General features: G+C 51.9%; 14 protein-coding genes, 2 pseudogenes and 1 other annotated feature. Of the genes and pseudogenes, 9 read left to right on the plus strand and 7 right to left on the minus strand.

Translation table 11 applies throughout. The features are described from left to right. Positions 1–99: 99 nt before the first annotated feature. Positions 100–1524: a dihydrolipoamide dehydrogenase gene (gene lpdA / locus SF0113; protein NP_706070.2), complete on the plus strand. Its 1425-nt coding sequence runs from the start codon at positions 100–102 to the stop codon at positions 1522–1524. Between the two features lie 70 nt (positions 1525–1594). After that, positions 1595–3448: a sequence feature (Similar to Escherichia coli K12 membrane protein gi: 1786308 (618 aa). BLAST with identity of 97% in 617 aa. This CDS contains an in-frame stop codon. The sequence has been checked and is believed to be correct.), on the minus strand. Here lpdA and yacH read toward each other — a convergent pair. Beyond that, positions 1595–3448 (minus strand): annotated as a pseudogene (gene yacH / locus SF0114). It overlaps the preceding feature by 1854 nt. Before the next feature lie 354 nt (positions 3449–3802). Here yacH and acnB point away from each other — a divergent pair. Next, a complete protein-coding gene (acnB, locus tag SF0115; RefSeq protein ID NP_706071.2) occupies positions 3803–6400 on the plus strand; it encodes an aconitate hydratase B in 2598 nt (865 codons plus the stop codon). A 126-nt stretch (positions 6401–6526) separates the two neighbouring features. Further along, positions 6527–6937 (plus strand): hypothetical protein, encoded by a 411-nt coding sequence (yacL, locus tag SF0116; RefSeq protein NP_706072.3) that lies wholly within the window; start codon positions 6527–6529, stop codon positions 6935–6937. 37 nt (positions 6938–6974) lie between these two features. Here the strand turns inward: yacL and speD are convergent, their stop codons facing one another. The 3 genes from speD to yacC all read right to left on the minus strand — a co-directional run bounded on the left by speD (position 6975) and on the right by yacC (position 9275). Beyond that, a complete protein-coding gene (gene speD, locus SF0117) occupies positions 6975–7769 on the minus strand; it encodes an S-adenosylmethionine decarboxylase (RefSeq protein NP_706073.1) in 795 nt (264 codons plus the stop codon). A gap of 15 nt (positions 7770–7784) precedes the next feature. Then, on the minus strand, positions 7785–8651 hold the full coding sequence (gene speE, locus SF0118; protein ID NP_706074.1) for a spermidine synthase: 867 nt from the start codon (positions 8649–8651) through the stop codon (positions 7785–7787). A 105-nt stretch (positions 8652–8756) separates the two neighbouring features. Then, positions 8757–9275, minus strand: a complete 519-nt coding sequence (yacC, locus tag SF0120; RefSeq protein NP_706075.1) for a hypothetical protein — start codon at positions 9273–9275, stop codon at positions 8757–8759. On the opposite strand from yacC, the gene yacK reads away from it, so the two are divergent. Then, positions 9270–10820, plus strand: a complete 1551-nt coding sequence (gene yacK / locus SF0119) for a multicopper oxidase (RefSeq protein ID NP_706076.2) — start codon at positions 9270–9272, stop codon at positions 10818–10820. The genes yacC and yacK overlap by 6 nt on opposite strands. Before the next feature lie 46 nt (positions 10821–10866). Here yacK and gcd read toward each other — a convergent pair. Then, a pseudogene (gene gcd, locus SF0121) lies at positions 10867–13197 on the minus strand. A gap of 248 nt (positions 13198–13445) precedes the next feature. Between gcd and hpt the strand changes: the two are divergent. Further along, positions 13446–13994, plus strand: coding sequence for a hypoxanthine phosphoribosyltransferase (gene hpt / locus SF0122; protein NP_706078.4), 549 nt, complete (start codon positions 13446–13448; stop codon positions 13992–13994). Positions 13995–14034: 40 nt separating this feature from the next. On the opposite strand, the gene yadF is transcribed toward hpt, so the two are convergent. Beyond that, positions 14035–14697, minus strand: a complete 663-nt coding sequence (gene yadF / locus SF0123) for a carbonic anhydrase (protein ID NP_706079.1) — start codon at positions 14695–14697, stop codon at positions 14035–14037. A gap of 108 nt (positions 14698–14805) precedes the next feature. Between yadF and yadG the strand changes: the two genes are divergently transcribed. The 4 genes from yadG to yadE all read left to right on the plus strand — a co-directional run bounded on the left by yadG (position 14806) and on the right by yadE (position 18337). Further along, entirely contained in the window at positions 14806–15732 is a 927-nt protein-coding gene (gene yadG / locus SF0124; protein NP_706080.1) for an ABC transporter ATP-binding protein, read from the plus strand. After that, positions 15729–16499, plus strand: a complete 771-nt coding sequence (gene yadH, locus SF0125; RefSeq protein NP_706081.1) for an ABC transporter permease — start codon at positions 15729–15731, stop codon at positions 16497–16499. Before yadG ends, yadH begins: the two co-directional genes overlap by 4 nt. 104 nt (positions 16500–16603) lie before the next feature. Then, entirely contained in the window at positions 16604–17044 is a 441-nt protein-coding gene (gene yadI, locus SF0126; protein ID NP_706082.1) for a PTS system transporter subunit IIB, read from the plus strand. A 63-nt stretch (positions 17045–17107) separates the two neighbouring features. Further along, positions 17108–18337, plus strand: a complete 1230-nt coding sequence (gene yadE / locus SF0127; RefSeq protein ID NP_706083.2) for a hypothetical protein — start codon at positions 17108–17110, stop codon at positions 18335–18337. A gap of 3 nt (positions 18338–18340) precedes the next feature. On the opposite strand, the gene panD is transcribed toward yadE, so the two are convergent. After that, positions 18341–18721, minus strand: coding sequence for an aspartate alpha-decarboxylase (gene panD / locus SF0128; protein NP_706084.2), 381 nt, complete (start codon positions 18719–18721; stop codon positions 18341–18343). Positions 18722–18987 lie beyond the last annotated feature (266 nt).

Here is an 18987-nt window from a genome sequence, read left to right on the forward strand (position 1 = left end):
TACATAAGTAAGTGACTGGGGTGAGGGCGTGAAGCTAACGCCGCTGCGGCCTGAAAGACGACGGGTATGACCGCCGGAGATAAATATATAGAGGTCATGATGAGTACTGAAATCAAAACTCAGGTCGTGGTACTTGGGGCAGGCCCCGCAGGTTACTCCGCTGCCTTCCGTTGCGCTGATTTAGGTCTGGAAACCGTAATCGTAGAACGTTACAACACCCTTGGCGGTGTTTGCCTGAACGTCGGCTGTATCCCTTCTAAAGCACTGCTGCACGTAGCAAAAGTTATCGAAGAAGCCAAAGCGCTGGCTGAACACGGTATCGTCTTCGGCGAACCGAAAACCGATATTGACAAGATTCGTACCTGGAAAGAGAAAGTGATCAATCAGCTGACCGGTGGTCTGGCTGGTATGGCGAAAGGCCGCAAAGTCAAAGTGGTCAACGGTCTGGGTAAATTCACCGGGGCTAACACCCTGGAAGTTGAAGGTGAGAACGGCAAAACCGTGATCAACTTCGACAATGCGATCATTGCAGCGGGTTCTCGCCCGATCCAACTGCCGTTTATTCCGCATGAAGATCCGCGTATCTGGGACTCCACTGACGCGCTGGAACTGAAAGAAGTACCAGAACGCCTGCTGGTAATGGGTGGCGGTATCATCGGTCTGGAAATGGGCACCGTTTACCACGCGCTGGGTTCACAGATTGACGTGGTTGAAATGTTCGACCAGGTTATCCCGGCAGCTGACAAAGACATCGTTAAAGTCTTCACCAAGCGTATCAGCAAGAAATTCAACCTGATGCTGGAAACCAAAGTTACCGCCGTTGAAGCGAAAGAAGACGGTATTTATGTGACGATGGAAGGCAAAAAAGCACCAGCTGAACCGCAGCGTTACGACGCCGTGCTGGTAGCGATTGGTCGTGTGCCGAACGGTAAAAACCTCGACGCAGGCAAAGCTGGCGTGGAAGTTGACGACCGTGGTTTCATCCGCGTTGACAAACAGCTGCGTACCAACGTACCGCACATCTTTGCTATCGGCGATATCGTCGGTCAGCCGATGCTGGCACACAAAGGTGTTCACGAAGGTCACGTTGCCGCTGAAGTTATCGCCGGTAAGAAACACTACTTCGATCCGAAAGTTATCCCGTCCATCGCCTATACCGAACCAGAAGTTGCATGGGTAGGTCTGACTGAGAAAGAAGCGAAAGAGAAAGGCATCAGCTATGAAACCGCCACCTTCCCGTGGGCTGCTTCTGGTCGTGCTATCGCTTCTGACTGCGCAGACGGTATGACCAAGCTGATTTTCGACAAAGAATCTCACCGTGTGATCGGTGGTGCGATTGTTGGTACCAACGGCGGCGAGCTGCTGGGTGAAATCGGCCTGGCAATCGAAATGGGTTGTGATGCTGAAGACATCGCACTGACCATCCACGCGCACCCGACTCTGCACGAGTCTGTGGGCCTGGCGGCAGAAGTGTTCGAAGGTAGCATTACCGACCTGCCGAACCCGAAAGCGAAGAAGAAGTAATTTTTCGTTTGCCGGAACATCCGGCAATTAAAAAAGCGGCTAACCACGCCGCTTTTTTTACGTCTGCAATTTACCTTTCCAGTCTTCTTGCTCCACGTTCAGAGAGACGTTCGCGTACTGCTGACCGTTGCTCGTTATTCAGCCTGACAGTATGGTTACTGTCGTTTAGACGTTGTGGGCGGCTCTCCTGAACTTTCTCCCGAAAAACCTGACGTTGTTCAGGTGATGCCGATTGTATACGCTGGCGGGCGTTATCACGTTGCTGTTGGTTCAGTGGGCGCTGCTGTACTTTTTCCTTAAACACCTGGCGCTGTTCGGGAGTTGCAGACTGAATACGCTCACGCGCTGCCTCTCTTCGCTGCTGGTTCTGCGGGTTAGTCTGCATTTTCTCGCGAACCGCCTGGCGCTGCTCAGGCGAGGCGGACTGAATACGCTGGCGCGCCGCCTCCCTTCGCTGCTGGATCTGCGGGTTAGTCTGCATTTTCTCGCGGACTGCCTGGCGCTGCTCAGGAGAGGCCGACTGATAACGCTGACGAGCGGCGTCCTTTTGCTGCTGGGTCAGTGGTTGGCGACGGCTGAAGTCGCGGAAGTCGTCATAGCTCCCATAGTGTTCAGCTTCATTAAACCGCTGTGCCGCTGCCTGACGTTGGGTATCTCGTGTAATGACGGGGGCGGCGTGTGTTCGTTGCTGAAACTGACTTGCTGCCGCCTGACGCTGGCTGTCGCGTGTTGGAGCAGGTAGCTGCGTGGCACTCATTCCGCCGTTGACATCGGTTTGATGAAACCGCTTTGCCATATCCTGATCATGATAGGGCACACCATTACGGTAGTTTGGATTGTGCCGCCATGCCATATTCTTATCAGTAAGATGCTCACCGGTGATACGGTTGAAATTGTTGACGTCGATATTGATGTTGTCGCCGTTGTGTTGCCAGCCATTACTGTCACGATGACCGCCATCGTGGTGATGATAATCATCATCGTCATGATGATGATGGTCATGATCGTCGTCATCTCAGTCGATGCTGCTGAATAGTGCGTACGTGGTAGCAACGCCCATGCTATAGCCGAATCCGCGCACAAAGCTGTCAACAAACGGTTCTCCGGCTGGTGGTGGCAGATAAACCGGCGGATACGCAGTATTGGCCCAGTTCCCGTAAACCACGGTTGGGTTGTAGTTGGGAATATAGACCACATCAGGATTGGCGGGCTCAATGGAAATGACGGTTGTTGCCGGCTCTGTAATGACGGGGTTGGCAGTTAAAACGGTATTGGATGGTATGACGGGTGCCGTGACTGTCTGTTTTACCGGTACAGCTTTCTTCGTTGTGGTAATAACTTTCTGTTCGGTTGATGACTTCAGCGAGCCGGTTTGTTGCGCCAGTTGCCGCAATCGCTGTACCGAGTCCATCACGTCCTGCGGCTGCGCCAGAAAAGCATCGCCCAGGTTTTGCACCCATTGCGGGTTTTCGCCCATCAATGCCATCAATTGTGGAAAGGCCACCAGTGATTTAACGCTGGCGTCCCACGGCTGGTCAGATACCGCCTGAATAGCAGCATCGCCTTGTTTAAGTGGATTATCGTGCGACCATTGCACTGCTTGAGCAACGTTTGTCGGATAGGTTGATGCCATCAGCACCTGCGAAAGTAGGGCGTCGGGATACAGCGCGACGGGTGCGACCCATTGATCTATTTGTGCAGTGCTGAATGCGGATTTGACGACTGCGGGTATTACGGGAGGTGCGGAAACCGTTGCAGGAAGCGTAACAGCGGCAGCGTCAGACACAGCCAGTTGTGTCGATTGCGGTTCTACAGGCGCTTCCACTGTGCGGCTTTTTATATATAGCCCGGCAGAGGCAGCACAAAGCCCGGCACTGCAAATTAGCGCCAGCACATGGGGTTTAAACGGCAAAGTCATTTTCATAATTCGGATCTCAAGGAAATCGCAATGGTCGGCGAACTGCCACCCGCAGGTGCTGTGAATCCGAGTATAAAGAGGCGGTAGTTTAAATTTTGACTAATCTTGGGATTCGTTGAGAAAGGTGATTATCACCATGCGAATTAACGAAGTTTTTACGGAGGGAAACAATCTCTAGACCATCCTTAACGATTCAGCCACTTTTTTATGTTGCTTTTTTGTAAACAGATTAACACGTCGTCAAAATCCTGCTATTCTGCCCGTTGCGGTACTGGGCATTTACCCTACAAACTGCTGTCTCACAGGAGCGTGAAGAGAATCGCCTGCCGCACTATGACAATGAGAGCGAGGAGAACCGTCGTGCTAGAAGAATACCGTAAGCACGTAGCTGAGCGTGCCGCTGAGGGGATTGCGCCCAAACCCCTGGATGCAAACCAAATGGCCGCGCTTGTAGAGCTGCTGAAAAACCCGCCCGCGGGCGAAGAAGAATTCCTGTTAGATCTGTTAACCAACCGTGTTCCCCCAGGCGTCGATGAAGCCGCCTATGTAAAAGCAGGCTTCCTGGCTGCTATCGCTAAAGGCGAAGCTAAATCCCCTCTGCTGACTCCGGAAAAAGCTATCGAACTGCTGGGCACCATGCAGGGTGGTTACAACATTCATCCGCTGATCGACGCGCTGGATGATGCCAAACTGGCACCTATTGCTGCCAAAGCACTTTCTCACACGCTGCTGATGTTCGATAACTTCTATGACGTAGAAGAGAAAGCGAAAGCAGGCAACGAATATGCGAAGCAGGTAATGCAGTCCTGGGCGGATGCCGAATGGTTCCTGAATCGCCCGGCGCTGGCTGAAAAACTGACCGTTACCGTCTTTAAAGTCACTGGCGAAACCAACACCGATGACCTTTCTCCGGCACCGGATGCGTGGTCACGCCCGGATATCCCACTGCACGCGCTGGCGATGCTGAAAAACGCCCGTGAAGGTATTGAGCCAGACCAGCCAGGTGTTGTTGGCCCGATCAAACAGATTGAAGCTCTGCAACAGAAAGGTTTCCCGCTGGCGTACGTCGGTGACGTTGTGGGTACGGGTTCATCGCGTAAATCCGCCACGAACTCCGTTCTGTGGTTTATGGGCGATGATATTCCACATGTGCCGAACAAACGCGGCGGTGGTTTGTGCCTCGGCGGTAAAATTGCACCCATCTTCTTTAACACGATGGAAGACGCGGGTGCACTGCCAATCGAAGTCAACGTCTCTAACCTGAACATGGGCGACGTGATTGACGTTTACCCGTACAAAGGTGAAGTGCGTAACCACGAAACAGGCGAACTGCTGGCGACCTTCGAACTGAAAACCGACGTGCTGATTGATGAAGTGCGTGCTGGCGGCCGTATTCCGCTGATTATCGGGCGTGGCCTGACCACCAAAGCGCGTGAAGCACTTGGTCTGCCGCACAGTGATGTGTTCCGTCAGGCGAAAGATGTCGCTGAGAGCGATCGCGGCTTCTCGCTGGCGCAGAAAATGGTAGGCCGTGCCTGTGGCGTGAAAGGCATTCGTCCGGGCGCGTACTGCGAACCGAAAATGACTTCTGTAGGCTCTCAGGACACCACCGGCCCGATGACCCGTGATGAACTGAAAGACCTGGCGTGCCTGGGCTTCTCGGCTGACCTGGTGATGCAGTCTTTCTGCCACACCGCGGCGTATCCGAAGCCAGTTGACGTGAACACGCACCACACGCTGCCGGACTTCATTATGAACCGTGGCGGTGTGTCGCTGCGTCCGGGTGACGGCGTCATTCACTCCTGGCTGAACCGTATGCTGCTGCCGGATACCGTCGGTACCGGTGGTGACTCCCATACCCGTTTCCCGATCGGTATCTCTTTCCCGGCGGGTTCTGGTCTGGTGGCGTTTGCTGCCGCAACTGGCGTAATGCCGCTGGATATGCCGGAATCCGTTCTGGTGCGCTTCAAAGGCAAAATGCAGCCGGGCATCACCCTGCGCGATCTGGTACACGCCATTCCGCTGTATGCGATCAAACAAGGTCTGCTGACCGTTGAGAAGAAAGGCAAGAAAAACATCTTCTCTGGTCGCATTCTGGAAATTGAAGGTCTGCCGGATCTGAAAGTTGAGCAGGCCTTTGAGCTAACCGATGCGTCCGCCGAGCGTTCTGCCGCTGGTTGTACTATCAAGCTGAACAAAGAACCGATCATCGAATACCTGAGCTCCAACATCGTCCTGCTGAAGTGGATGATCGCGGAAGGTTACGGCGATCGTCGTACCCTGGAACGCCGTATTCAGGGCATGGAAAAATGGCTGGCGAATCCTGAGCTGCTGGAAGCCGATGCAGATGCGGAATACGCGGCAGTGATCGACATCGATCTGGCGGAGATTAAAGAGCCAATCATGTGTGCTCCGAACGATCCGGATGACGCACGTCCGCTGTCTGCGGTACAGGGCGAGAAGATCGACGAAGTATTTATCGGTTCTTGCATGACTAACATCGGTCACTTCCGTGCCGCTGGTAAACTGCTGGATGCGCACAAAGGTCAGTTGCCGACCCGCCTGTGGGTGGCACCGCCAACCCGTATGGACGCCGCGCAACTGACGGAAGAAGGCTACTACAGCGTCTTCGGTAAGAGCGGGGCTCGTATCGAGATCCCGGGCTGTTCCCTGTGTATGGGTAACCAGGCGCGTGTAGCAGACGGTGCGACGGTGGTTTCCACCTCTACCCGTAACTTCCCGAACCGTTTGGGTACTGGCGCGAATGTCTTCCTGGCTTCTGCAGAACTGGCGGCTGTTGCGGCGCTGATTGGCAAACTGCCGACGCCGGAAGAGTACCAGACCTACGTTGCGCAAGTAGATAAAACTGCCGTTGATACTTATCGTTATCTGAACTTCAACCAGCTTTCTCAGTACACCGAAAAAGCCGATGGGGTGATTTTCCAGACTGCGGTGTAATAAGTAAGCGCACGCGCTGCGCATAAACGACACAATGCCCGGTGAATGAGATTCCCGGGCATTTTTTATTTCTAAACTATCGCCGTTCCGCTGTTTTTCTCCGGTAAGGCTGCGATAATTACATCAATGGCGCGATGCGATTTCGGCGCATTGCCGGGAGCAGAGGAACACACTATGGATTACGAATTTCTGCGCGATATTACCGGAGTGGTAAAGGTGCGTATGTCCATGGGGCATGAAGTGGTCGGGCACTGGTTTAATGAAGAGGTGAAAGAAAACCTGGCCTTGCTTGATGAAGTGGAACAAGCAGCGCACGCACTGAAAGGTAGCGAACGGTCCTGGCAACGGGCAGGGCATGAATACACCCTGTGGATGGACGCTGAAGAGGTGATGGTTCGCGCCAATCAACTGGAATTCGCTGGCGATGAAATGGAAGAGGGGATGAACTACTACGACGAAGAAAGCCTGTCGCTATGCGGCGTTGAGGATTTTCTGCAGGTCGTGGCGGCTTACCGCAATTTCGTGCAGCAGAAGTAAATAAATCTGGCGGAGCCTGGGAGCTCCGCCAGAGCCGTTAAACAGCTGGCATATTGCGCCCGTAATAAATCTCGCGCATTTCTTTCCACAGCGCAGCGGTAATTTCCTGGCGCTCGCTGTCGGTTAAATCTTCCGGTTTGGTGTGGAACATGTAGTGCTTAAGGTCGAACTCTTTAAGCAACATCTTGGTATGGAAGATATTTTCCTGATAGACGTTTACATCCACCATGTCATACAGCGCCTTCATATCGTCAGACATAAAGTTCTGAATCGAATTAATCTCATGGTCGATAAAGTGCTTCATACCGTTAATGTCGCGAGTAAAACCGCGCACGCGATAATCAATGGTTACGATATCGGACTCAAGCTGGTGGATCAGGTAATTCAGCGCCTTCAGCGGAGAAATCACGCCGCAGGTAGAGACTTCAATATCGGCGCGGAAGGTACATAAACCGCCTTCAGGATGACTTTCCGGGTAGGTATGTACGCAAATATGACTTTTATCGAGATGAGCAACCACCGTTTCTGGCAGTGGGCCGGGGTGTTCTGTTTTGTCGATGAGTTTCGGGTCAACCGGTTCTTCACTCACCAGAATAGTGACGCTGGCACCCTGTGGTTCGTAATCCTGGCGGGCGATGTTAAGAATATTGGCCCCGATAATGGAACAGGTTTCTGACAGGATTTCGGTCAGACGGTTGGCATTATAGAGTTCATCGATATAAGCAATATAACCGTCGCGCTCTTCGGCAGTTTTGGCGTAGCAGATATCGTAAATACAAAAACTCAGACTTTTGGTCAGATTATTAAAGCCATGCAGTTTCAGTTTTTTCAATTTCTTATCTTCTCCTTAGGACGGCTGTGAAGCCAGTGCGTCTTGCAGATACTGAGGTAAGGCAAAAGCTGCCGTATGGATTGCCGGATTGTAATAACGGCATTTCAGGCCAGAAGCGAGAAAACGCGCCTGAATAATTTCGGTTGAGAGATGGCGTAAGGCGTCGTTATCTGTCGCCCATGCAAAAGTCATGATACCGCCGTAATAGGTCGGGATCGCCGCCTGATAAAAGCCAACGTCGCTGAAGTAATGGCTGAGTTTGCGATGGCTGTCGATGGCTTCTTCCTGCTGTAAAAAGCAGACGCCGTTTTGTGCGACGAAGATACCGCCAGGATTCAGGCAACGTTTGCAGCCTTCATAAAATGCTGAGGTGAACAGGCTTTCGCCGGGACCGATAGGATCGGTGCAGTCGGAGATAATGACATCAAAGGTCTGGCTGGTTTGATTAACGAAATTGACGCCATCGTCGATCACTAGTTGAAAGCGCGGATCGTCGTAGCTACCGGCGTTATGGTTGGGCAGATACTGACGGCAGAACGACACGACACCCGCATCGATTTCCACCATCGTGATTGACTCAACGTTTTTATGTCGGGTTACTTCACGCAGCATGGCACCGTCGCCGCCGCCGATAATCAGCACATGTTTCGCGTGACCGTGGGCCAGTAGCGGAACATGGGTCATCATCTCATGATAGATAAACTCGTCGCGCTCGGTGGTTTGTACTACGCCATCCAGCGCCATTACGCGACCAAATGCAGCGTTCTCAAAAATGATCAGATCCTGGTGATCGGTCTTTTCATGATACAGAACGTTATCTACCGCAAAGTACTGCCCAAACTGGTCGTGTAGCGTTTCATGCCACTGTTTTTTTTCGGCCATGGGTTGATACCTCCTTTGTTAACACCCGTAAAAAAAGGGCGCAACATAATAGCTAACATTGACCGCGGATGCACGGTCAATATTTCTACAAAAAGGTATCAGGGATTATTTGACGTAGGCAAGCAGGCTTAAGGAATCGCGGGCCAGGGCTTTGCATTTTTTAGCGACGGGAATGCCAATGCCGCTGAGATCGCGGTAGCTGTCTTCACCGAGAGCTTTCATGTCGAAGGTGTCGTAATTACTGAGATCCCACTGGTTTTGCTGGGCGAAAAAGACCAGTGCGCGACGAATTTGCCCGTTAGATAAGTTCTGGTAACCACAATCGTTCTTCAGAAAGACAAAAACTGCCGTTAAATCGGCCATATCTTCGGCTTCAGACTCGCTGAGCGCGTAACTGTTTGCGCAAACGGCGATCAGGCTGCCGAATAACACTGTTCTGAAAAACGTCTTCATTGCTTCTACCAGGGGCTTAAAGAAGATAAACGTTAGCACACTGCGAGCGAGGCGACGACCATTATTGTCGATTAAATTGTGTCTGCGGCTTGACCTTCCCGTAAGGGGAAGGACTATGCTCAACGTTTGATTTTGTTTCGCCTGCTTAAGAATAAGGAAATAACTATGCAACGTCGTGATTTCTTGAAATATTCCGTCGCACTGGGTGTGGCTTCAGCCTTGCCACTGTGGAGCCGTGCAGTCTTTGCGGCGGAACGCCCAACGTTACCGATCCCTGATTTGCTCACGACCGATGCCCGTAATCGCATTCAGTTAACTATTGGCGCAGGTCAGTCCACCTTTGGCGAGAAAACTGCAACTACCTGGGGCTATAACGGCAATCTGCTGGGGCCGGCGGTGAAATTACAGCGCGGCAAAGCGGTAACGGTTGATATCTACAACCAACTGGCGGAAGAGACGACGTTGCACTGGCACGGGCTGGAAGTACCGGGTGACGTCGACGGCGGCCCACAGGGAATTATTCCGCCAGGTGGCAAGCGCTCGGTGACGTTGAACGTTGATCAACCTGCCGCTACCTGCTGGTTCCATCCACATCAACATGGCAAGACCGGGCGACAGGTGGCGATGGGGCTGGCTGGTCTGGTGGTGATTGAAGATGACGAGATCCTGAAATTAATGCTGCCAAAACAGTGGGGTATCGATGATGTTCCGGTGATCGTTCAGGATAAGAAATTTAGCGCCGACGGGCAGATTGATTATCAACTGGATGTGATGACCGCCGCCGTGGGCTGGTTTGGCGATACGCTGCTGACCAACGGTGCAATCTACCCACAACACGCTGCCCCGCGTGGTTGGCTGCGCCTGCGTTTGCTCAATGGCTGTAATGCCCGCTCGCTCAATTTCGCCACCAGCGACAATCGACCGCTGTATGTGATTGCCAGCGACGGTGGTCTGCTACCTGAACCGGTGAAGGTGAGCGAGCTGACGGTGCTGATGGGCGAGCGTTTTGAAGTGCTGGAGGAGGTTAACGACAACAAACCCTTTGACCTGGTGACGCTGCCGGTCAGCCAGATGGGGATGGCGATTGCACCGTTTGACAAGCCGCATCCGGTAATGCGGATTCAGCCGATTGCTATTAGTGCCTCCGGTGCTTTGCCTGACACATTAAGTAGCCTGCCTGCGTTACCTTCGCTGGAAGGGCTGACGGTACGCAAGCTGCAACTTTCTATGGACCCGATGCTCGATATGATGGGGATGCAGATGCTAATGGAGAAATATGGCGATCAGGCGATGGCCGGAATGGATCACAGCCAGATGATGGGCCATATGGGGCACGGCAATATGAATCATATGAACCACGGCGGGAAGTTCGATTTCCACCATGCCAATAAAATCAACGGTCAGGCGTTTGATATGAATAAGCCGATGTTTGCGGCGGCGAAAGGGCAGTACGAACGTTGGGTTATCTCTGGCGTGGGCGACATGATGCTGCATCCGTTCCATATTCACGGCACGCAGTTCCGTATCTTGTCAGAAAATGGCAAACCGCCAGCGGCTCATCGCGCGGGCTGGAAAGATACCGTTAAGGTAGAAGGCAATGTCAGTGAAGTGCTGGTGAAGTTTAATCACAACGCACCGAAAGAACATGCTTATATGGCGCACTGCCATCTGCTGGAGCATGAAGATACGGGGATGATGTTAGGGTTTACGGTATAAAAAGACCGTATTCGGAAATATGCCCGGATCTCTCCGGGCATTATGGTTATTTCACATCATCCGGCAGGGCATAAGCCACAATATAGTCGCCCATCTTCGTACCAAATGAACCGTGACCGCCTGCGGAGATCACCACGTACTGCTTGCCATTCACTTCATAGGTCATCGGTGTTGCCTGACCACCCGCCGGTAAACGACCCTGCCACAGTTTTTCACCGTTGCTCATGTTGTAAGCGCGCAGGTAGTTATCTGCCGTAGCGGCGATAAACAGCACGTTACCCGCCGTGGAGATTGGCCCGCCCAGCATCGGCATACCCATATTGAACGGCACCGGAACCGGCATCGGGAACGGCATACTGTCCTGCGGCGTACCAATACGTTTCTTCCACACCACTTCATTAGTTTTCAGATCCAGCGCCGAGATATAACCCCATGCTGGCTGTTTACATGGCAGACCAAATGGTGAGAGGAACGGGTTGAGCGTGACACCATACGGTACACCGTACTGTGGCTGAATGCCGGATTCCGTACCCGTGCCTTTGGCATCTTTCGGCTGCTCCATCGGGTTGCCAGGACCACGCGGGAGCAGTTTCGAAACAAACGGCAGTGCCATTGGGTTGGCAATTGCCACTTCACGATTTGGATCAACGGAAATCCCGCCCCATTCGAACATCCCCAGGTTACCCGGGAAGACCAGCGTACCCTGTTCAGATGGCGGCGTGAAAATGCCTTCATAGCGCATCTGGTGGAACATTACGCGGCACACCAGTTGGTCAAACATGGTGGCTCCCCACATATCCGCACCGCTCAAATCTTTCGTCGGACGGAAGCTCAGTTCCGAGAATGGTTGAGTAGGGGTAACGTAATCGCCTTTGGCAGCACCTTGGGGAACCGGTTTTTCCGGGGCCGGAACCACCAGTTCGCCATTACGACGATCGAGCACAAAAATGTTACCGGTTTTCGCCGGAGCGTAAATAATCGGCACTTTCTGACCATTAACGGTGATGTCCGCCAGCGTCGGCTGTGCCGGAAGATCCATGTCCCACAGGTCGTGGTGAACGGTCTGGTAGCTCCACGCCAGTTTCCCGGTAGTGGCATTCAGCGCCAGAATCGAGCTGGCATAACGTTCCTGTTCCGGTGTGCGGTTACCGCCCCAGATATCCGGCGTGGTCACGCCCATCGGCAGATAGACCAGATCCAGCTTCGCGTCATAGGCCGCTGGTGCCCACGAGTTTGGTGAGTTAAAGGTAAAGGTGTGTTCGTCTGACGGGATTGCGTTCGGATCTTTCGCGCCCGGATCAAAAGCCCACAGCAGCTCCCCGGTGTTGACATCAAAACCACGGATCACGCCAGACGTTTCGCGGGTTGAGAAGTTATCGGTGACTGAACCGGCCATCACGATGGTTTTATCGGTGATAATTGGCGGAGAAGTCGGCTCATACAGACCCGGTTTGGTGTCTGGCATATTGCTTTGCAGATTGAGCACGCCTTTATTGGCGAAGGTTTCGCACAGTTTGCCGTTTTCAGCGTTAATCGCAATCAGGCGACCATCATTCACTGGAAGAATGATACGACGCGGGCAATCCGCCATCACTTCCGGCGAAGCCGTTTCTGCTTTGGCTTCATGATAAGAGACGCCACGGCAGGTTACGTGCTGGAAAGACTCGTTGGTTTTCAGCTCAGGATCGTAATGCCATTTCTCTTTGCCGCTGGCGGCATCAAGCGCAAACAGGCGCTGGTGAGCGGTACACAGGTAAAGGGTATCGCCCACTTTAATCGGCGTCACTTCATTGGTGATTTCACCCGGATCGTTCGGCTGCTTCACATCGCCAGTACGGAACACCCAGGCTTCTTTCAGCTTGTGGACGTTATCGGCGTGAATTTGCTTCAGTGGTGAAAAGCGTTGACCTTCCTGATTGCGGCCATACGCAGGCCAGTCCTGATCGGCAACGGGGGAGATAGCTTCGGCAGGTGTGGCATCGGCGCTTAAGGTGCCGTTGATCTCCTGCGGATCGTTAAATCCGGCCCAGGTCAGGATACCACCGCTAATCAGCAGTGCGACCACCAGTGCGGCAACTGCGCCGCTGGCAGGAATGACCAGGCGACGCCAGACAAACGGCAGGATCAGCCAGATGCCGAAGAAGACCAGAATATCGCTGCGCGGAGTCAGCGCCCAGAAGTCGAAACCAACTTCCCAGACGCCCCAAATCATGGTGCCGAGCAGCAGGGCTGCGTATAGCCAAAGCGCGGCGCGTTTACTGCGCCACAGCATCCAGGCGACGCCGAGCATCACAAGGCCAGCGATAGGGTAGTACCAGGAGCCGCCAATCGCGACCAGCCAGCCTCCGCCAATGAGTAGATACAGCCAGCGCTGCAAAAAGGGCTGTTAGCGTGACGAGTAATCGTCGCGAGGCTGTATTGTTAATTGCCATAAAGAGACACCATTTCAATTCATTAATATTTTAGTAGCAATTAATTATAGGTTTTAACATGTGTGACCGTCATCACAATTCGAGCTTTATTAACAGATTCCGCGAATGAATAGTTTTACTGGTATACTGCGCGTCTTGCGCTTTGTTGCGGTGCCAAAACCTGCCCGTGCGAAGTGATTTGTTTTTAAATCATATGGTTAGAGATATGAAACATACTGTAGAAGTAATGATCCCCGAAGCGGAGATTAAAGCGCGTATCGCCGAACTGGGTCGTCAGATTACTGAGCGTTACAAAGACAGCGGCAGCGATATGGTGCTGGTGGGTCTGCTGCGTGGCTCATTTATGTTTATGGCGGACCTGTGCCGTGAAGTTCAGGTATCTCATGAAGTCGACTTTATGACCGCCTCCAGCTACGGTAGCGGCATGTCCACCACCCGTGATGTGAAAATCCTCAAAGATCTGGATGAAGATATCCGTGGCAAGGACGTGCTGATTGTTGAAGATATCATCGACTCGGGGAATACACTGTCGAAAGTGCGTGAGATCTTAAGCCTGCGCGAACCGAAGTCGTTGGCGATTTGTACGCTGCTGGATAAACCGTCCCGTCGTGAAGTGAACGTCCCGGTTGAATTTATCGGTTTCTCGATCCCGGATGAGTTTGTGGTGGGTTACGGCATTGATTACGCACAGCGTTACCGTCATCTGCCGTATATTGGCAAAGTGATTCTGCTGGACGAGTAAGTGTGAAGTTGCCGGATGTGTTGCATCCGGCATGGCATTTTTATTTGTGGTTGGCGTGTTTCAGCTTGAGGTTGGAAATCCCGTGACGGTAACGTTGCTCAAGGGTTTCGCGGTTGGTGGCGGTAACATCCAGATCACGCAGCAAGCCGTCGTGAATGCCGTAGGCCCAGCCGTGAATGGTAACTTTCTGCCCGCGTTTCCACGCTGATTGCATAATGGTGGAGTGGCCCAGGTTATACACCTGTTCCATGACGTTCAGTTCACACAAGGTATCCAGACGGCGCTCTTGCGGCATTTCGCCGAGCAATGAGCTATGTTTGAACCAGATATCGCGGATATGCAGCAGCCAGTTGTTGATAAGCCCCAGTTCCGGGTTTTCAACGGCGGCTTGTACGCCGCCGCAACCGTAGTGGCCACAGATAATAATGTGTTCAACTTCGAGTACATCCACTGCATACTGAACCACGGAAAGGCAGTTCAGGTCGGTGTGAATGACTAGGTTAGCAACATTACGGTGAACAAAGAGTTCGCCCGGCTCAAGACCGGTTAAACGTTCTGCAGGAACGCGACTGTCGGAACATCCAATCCATAGAAAGCGCGGTTTTTGCGCTTGTGCCAGTTTCTCAAAAAACCCGGGATCCTCTTCCACCAGCATTTTTGACCATAGTGCATTGTTGCTGATGAGTGTATCTATGTCTTTCATGGAGGTTAACGACCTGTAACCAAATAATTACGTTTGGCTAATATAGGGCAACTCCGGGACGATTTAAACCACAGATAAAGTGTAAGAACGTAAGGTAAGTAAAAATTTATGACCATTGCACTGGAACTTCAACAGCTTAAAAAAAACTATCCAGGCGGCGTTCAGGCGCTTCGTGGAATAGATTTGCAGGTCGAAGCGGGTGATTTTTATGCGCTTCTCGGGCCGAACGGGGCCGGGAAATCGACCACTATCGGTATTATCAGCTCTCTGGTAAATAAAACCTCCGGGCGGGTCAGCGTATTTGGTTACGATCTCGAGAAAGATGTCGTGAACGCTAAACGTCAGTTGGGACTGGTGCCGCAGGAATTTAACTTCAACCCGTTTGAAACCGTGCAGCAAATTGTGGTGAATCAGGCAGGGTACTACGGTGTGGAGCGCAAAGAGGCGTACATCCGCAGCGAAAAATATCTTAAGCAGCTCGATTTATGGGGAAAACGCAACGAACGTGCGCGTATGTTATCTGGCGGGATGAAGCGCCGTTTAATGATTGCCCGTGCGTTAATGCATGAACCTAAACTACTGATTCTCGACGAACCGACCGCAGGCGTGGATATTGAACTTCGCCGCTCAATGTGGGGCTTTTTGAAGGATTTAAACGACAAAGGCACCACCATCATTCTTACCACACACTACCTGGAAGAAGCAGAAATGCTGTGCCGCAATATCGGCATTATTCAACATGGTGAGCTGGTGGAAAATACCTCGATGAAGGCGCTGCTGGCGAAGCTGAAATCGGAAACCTTTATTCTCGATCTCGCACCGAAAAGTCCGTTACCGAAGCTCGATGGCTATCAGTATCGACTGGTCGATACCGCGACGCTGGAAGTTGAAGTGCTACGTGAGCAGGGGATCAACAGCGTATTTACGCAGTTAAGTGAGCAGGGCATTCAGGTATTAAGTATGCGTAACAAAGCTAACCGTCTGGAAGAGCTGTTTGTTTCACTGGTTAATGAAAAACAAGGAGATCGCGCATGATGCATCTTTACTGGGTGGCGCTAAAAAGCATCTGGGCGAAAGAGATCCATCGCTTTATGCGTATCTGGGTGCAGACGCTGGTGCCGCCAGTCATCACCATGACCCTTTACTTTATTATCTTCGGTAACCTGATAGGTTCGCGTATTGGCGATATGCATGGCTTCAGCTATATGCAGTTCATCGTACCGGGGCTGATCATGATGTCGGTGATCACCAACGCCTACGCTAACGTCGCGTCATCATTTTTTGGTGCCAAGTTCCAGCGTAATATTGAAGAGCTGCTGGTAGCGCCGGTTCCGACTCACGTCATTATTGCCGGATATGTCGGCGGTGGCGTGGCGCGTGGTCTGTTTGTTGGCATTCTTGTGACGGCAATTTCACTGTTTTTTGTGCCGTTTCAGGTGCATTCGTGGGTATTCGTTGCCTTAACCCTGGTGCTCACGGCGGTGCTATTCTCCCTTGCGGGTTTGCTGAACGGCGTGTTTGCCAAAACGTTCGATGACATCAGCCTGGTGCCAACCTTTGTGTTAACGCCACTCACGTATTTGGGCGGGGTCTTTTACTCACTGACTTTGTTGCCGCCGTTCTGGCAAGGGCTGTCGCACCTGAACCCAATCGTTTATATGATCAGTGGTTTCCGCTACGGCTTCCTCGGTATAAATGATGTGCCGCTGGTCACTACCTTTGGCGTACTGGTGGTCTTTATTGTGGCGTTTTATTTGATCTGTTGGTCGCTGATCCAACGTGGACGTGGTTTGCGTAGCTAAGGCTATTTCCTCTCCTCTGGATTCGGGGGAGAGGAGTTTTGACGGCTATCACCCTTTATCAACAATGGTCAGGGTAGGCTGATTTTCGGCTAAGGAGGAAGGCGATGTTAGGTTGGGTAATTACCTGTCACGATGACCGGGCGCAAGAGATACTGGATGCGCTGGAGAAAAAACATGGGGCACTTCTTCAGTGCCGGGCCGTGAATTTCTGGCGCGGATTAAGCTCTAATATGCTCAGCCGCATGATGTGCGATGCTCTGCATGAAGCGGACTCTGGTGAGGGTGTCATCTTCTTAACCGATATAGCCGGAGCGCCACCGTATCGCGTGGCTTCATTATTAAGCCACAAACACTCCCGTTGCGAAGTGATTTCTGGTGTCACGTTACCGTTAATTGAACAGATGATGGCTTGCCGTGAAACCATGACCAGTTCAGAGTTTCGTGAGTGTATTGTCGAACTGGGTGGGCCGGAGGTGAGTAGTCTTTGGCACCAACAACAAAAAAATCCGCCTTTCGTCCTCAAACATAATTTGTATGAGTATTAACCCGCGATTCTGATGGCGCTTTTGCTACAATAAAAGCGTTGTTTCACCCTCGGTTATTTTTTCATGTATAAACAAGCTGTTATTCTCCTGCTGATGCTGTTTACCGCAAGTGTCAGTGCCGCGTTACCTGCCCGTTATATGCAAACCATCGAAAATGCTGCGGTCTGGGCGCAAATTAGTGACAAGATGGTGACCGTGGGGAATATTCGGGCCGGACAAATCATTGCCGTGGAGCCCACTGCCGCAAGTTATTACGCATTTAATTTTGGCTTTGGTAAAGGGTTTATCGATAAAGGGCATCTCGAGCCAGTTCAGGGACGACAAAAAGTTGAAGACGGTTTGGGTGACCTCAACAAGCCGCTGAGTAATCAGAACTTAATTACCTGGAAAGATACGCCGGTCTACAACGCGCCGAGTGTGGGCAGTGCGCCATTTGGGGTACTGGCGGACAATTTGCGCTACCCGATTTTGCATAAACTGAAAGACAGGTTAAATCAAACCTGGTATCAGATCCGTATTGGCGATCGACTGGCCTATATCAGCGCGCTGGATGCCCAACCCGATAATGGCCTGCCGGTGCTAACTTATCACCATATTCTGCGCGACGAAGAAAACACCCGTTTTCGCCATACTTCGACGACCACCTCGGTACGCGCTTTCAATAACCAAATGGCCTGGCTGCGCGACAGGGGATACGCGACACTGAGCATGGCTCAGCTGGAAGGTTACGTGAAGAATACGATCAATCTCCCTGCGCGAGCGGTGGTGATTACCTTTGATGATGGCCTCAAGTCGGTGAGCCGCTATGCGTATCCTGTGTTGAAACAATATGGCATGAAGGCGACGGTGTTTATTGTTACCTCACGCATCAAACGTCACCCGCAGAAGTGGAACCCAAAATCGCTGCAATTTATGAGCGTTTCTGAGCTTAACGAAATTCGCGATGTTTTTGATTTCCAGTCACATACCCATTTTTTGCATCGGGTAGATGGTTATCGCCGACCCATATTACTGAGCCGTAGTGAGCACAATATTCTGTTTGATTTTGCACGTTCACGCCGCGCTCTGGCGCAATTTAATCCACATGTCTGGTATCTTTCGTATCCGTTTGGCGGCTTTAATGACAAAGCCGTGAAGGCAGCAAACGATGCCGGATTTCACCTGGCGGTGACAACCATGAAAGGCAAAGTAAAACCGGGGGATAATCCGTTGTTACTAAAACGACTTTATATCTTAAGAACGGATTCGCTGGAGAAGATGTCGCGGCTGGTGAGTAACCAGCCGCAGGGATAACAATCAAGCAACCTGTACCGGAATCGCTTTCGCGGTACGTTTCATTTCATTGTCGCCTTCAAAATAGGCGACATTGGGTCGCCAGGTGCGAGCTTCTTCATCTGGCATGGTAACGAAGCTGGCGATGATGACAATATCGCCGACGCTGGCGCAGTGGGCCGCCGCACCGTTAACAGAAATAATTCTCGAACCGCGTTCTGCCGCGATGGCATAAGTGGAGAAACGCTTGCCGTTGGTGACATTCCAGATATCGATGGCTTCGTTTTCGAGAATACCGGCTGCGTCAAGAAAATCCTGGTCAATGGCGCAAGAACCTTCATAGTGCAGGTCCGCATGAGTCACTTTCACGCGGTGGAGTTTGCCCTGCAGCATCGTGCGAATCATAACTTCTACCTTTCTACCCTGTCGTTAACGAAGCAGGCGGTGCCTGCTTTGAGGAAATTCTCACGCAGTATTGCCCGATTTTTGATGAGTGTCTACTCATCTGATGGCATTTGCGTCAGCAGTTTGCGTACCGCGCCGAAGCGTGCCATGTAACGCCTGTAACGAATTGATATTTTTATGAACGCTGCTCGGTAAACAATAAAGAGGTGGCTGACGATAGCACGCCTTGACTGGATACTGCCTTCACGCAAGGCCACACGGAAGAC

Source organism: Shigella flexneri 2a str. 301, from assembly GCF_000006925.2.
Classification (GTDB): domain Bacteria; phylum Pseudomonadota; class Gammaproteobacteria; order Enterobacterales; family Enterobacteriaceae; genus ECMA0423.

Coding starts and splice junctions, on each gene's coding strand:
- lpdA (NP_706070.2), top strand. CDS start 100: ATGAGTACTGAAATCAAAACTCAGGTCGTGGTACTTGGGGCAGGCCCC.
- yacL (NP_706072.3), top strand. CDS start 6,527: ATGGCGCGATGCGATTTCGGCGCATTGCCGGGAGCAGAGGAACACACT.
- speE (NP_706074.1), bottom strand. CDS start 8,651: ATGGCCGAAAAAAAACAGTGGCATGAAACGCTACACGACCAGTTTGGG.
- yacK (NP_706076.2), top strand. CDS start 9,270: ATGCAACGTCGTGATTTCTTGAAATATTCCGTCGCACTGGGTGTGGCT.
- hpt (NP_706078.4), top strand. CDS start 13,446: ATGGTTAGAGATATGAAACATACTGTAGAAGTAATGATCCCCGAAGCG.
- yadF (NP_706079.1), bottom strand. CDS start 14,697: ATGAAAGACATAGATACACTCATCAGCAACAATGCACTATGGTCAAAA.
- yadG (NP_706080.1), top strand. CDS start 14,806: ATGACCATTGCACTGGAACTTCAACAGCTTAAAAAAAACTATCCAGGC.
- yadH (NP_706081.1), top strand. CDS start 15,729: ATGATGCATCTTTACTGGGTGGCGCTAAAAAGCATCTGGGCGAAAGAG.
- yadI (NP_706082.1), top strand. CDS start 16,604: ATGTTAGGTTGGGTAATTACCTGTCACGATGACCGGGCGCAAGAGATA.
- yadE (NP_706083.2), top strand. CDS start 17,108: ATGTATAAACAAGCTGTTATTCTCCTGCTGATGCTGTTTACCGCAAGT.
- panD (NP_706084.2), bottom strand. CDS start 18,721: ATGATTCGCACGATGCTGCAGGGCAAACTCCACCGCGTGAAAGTGACT.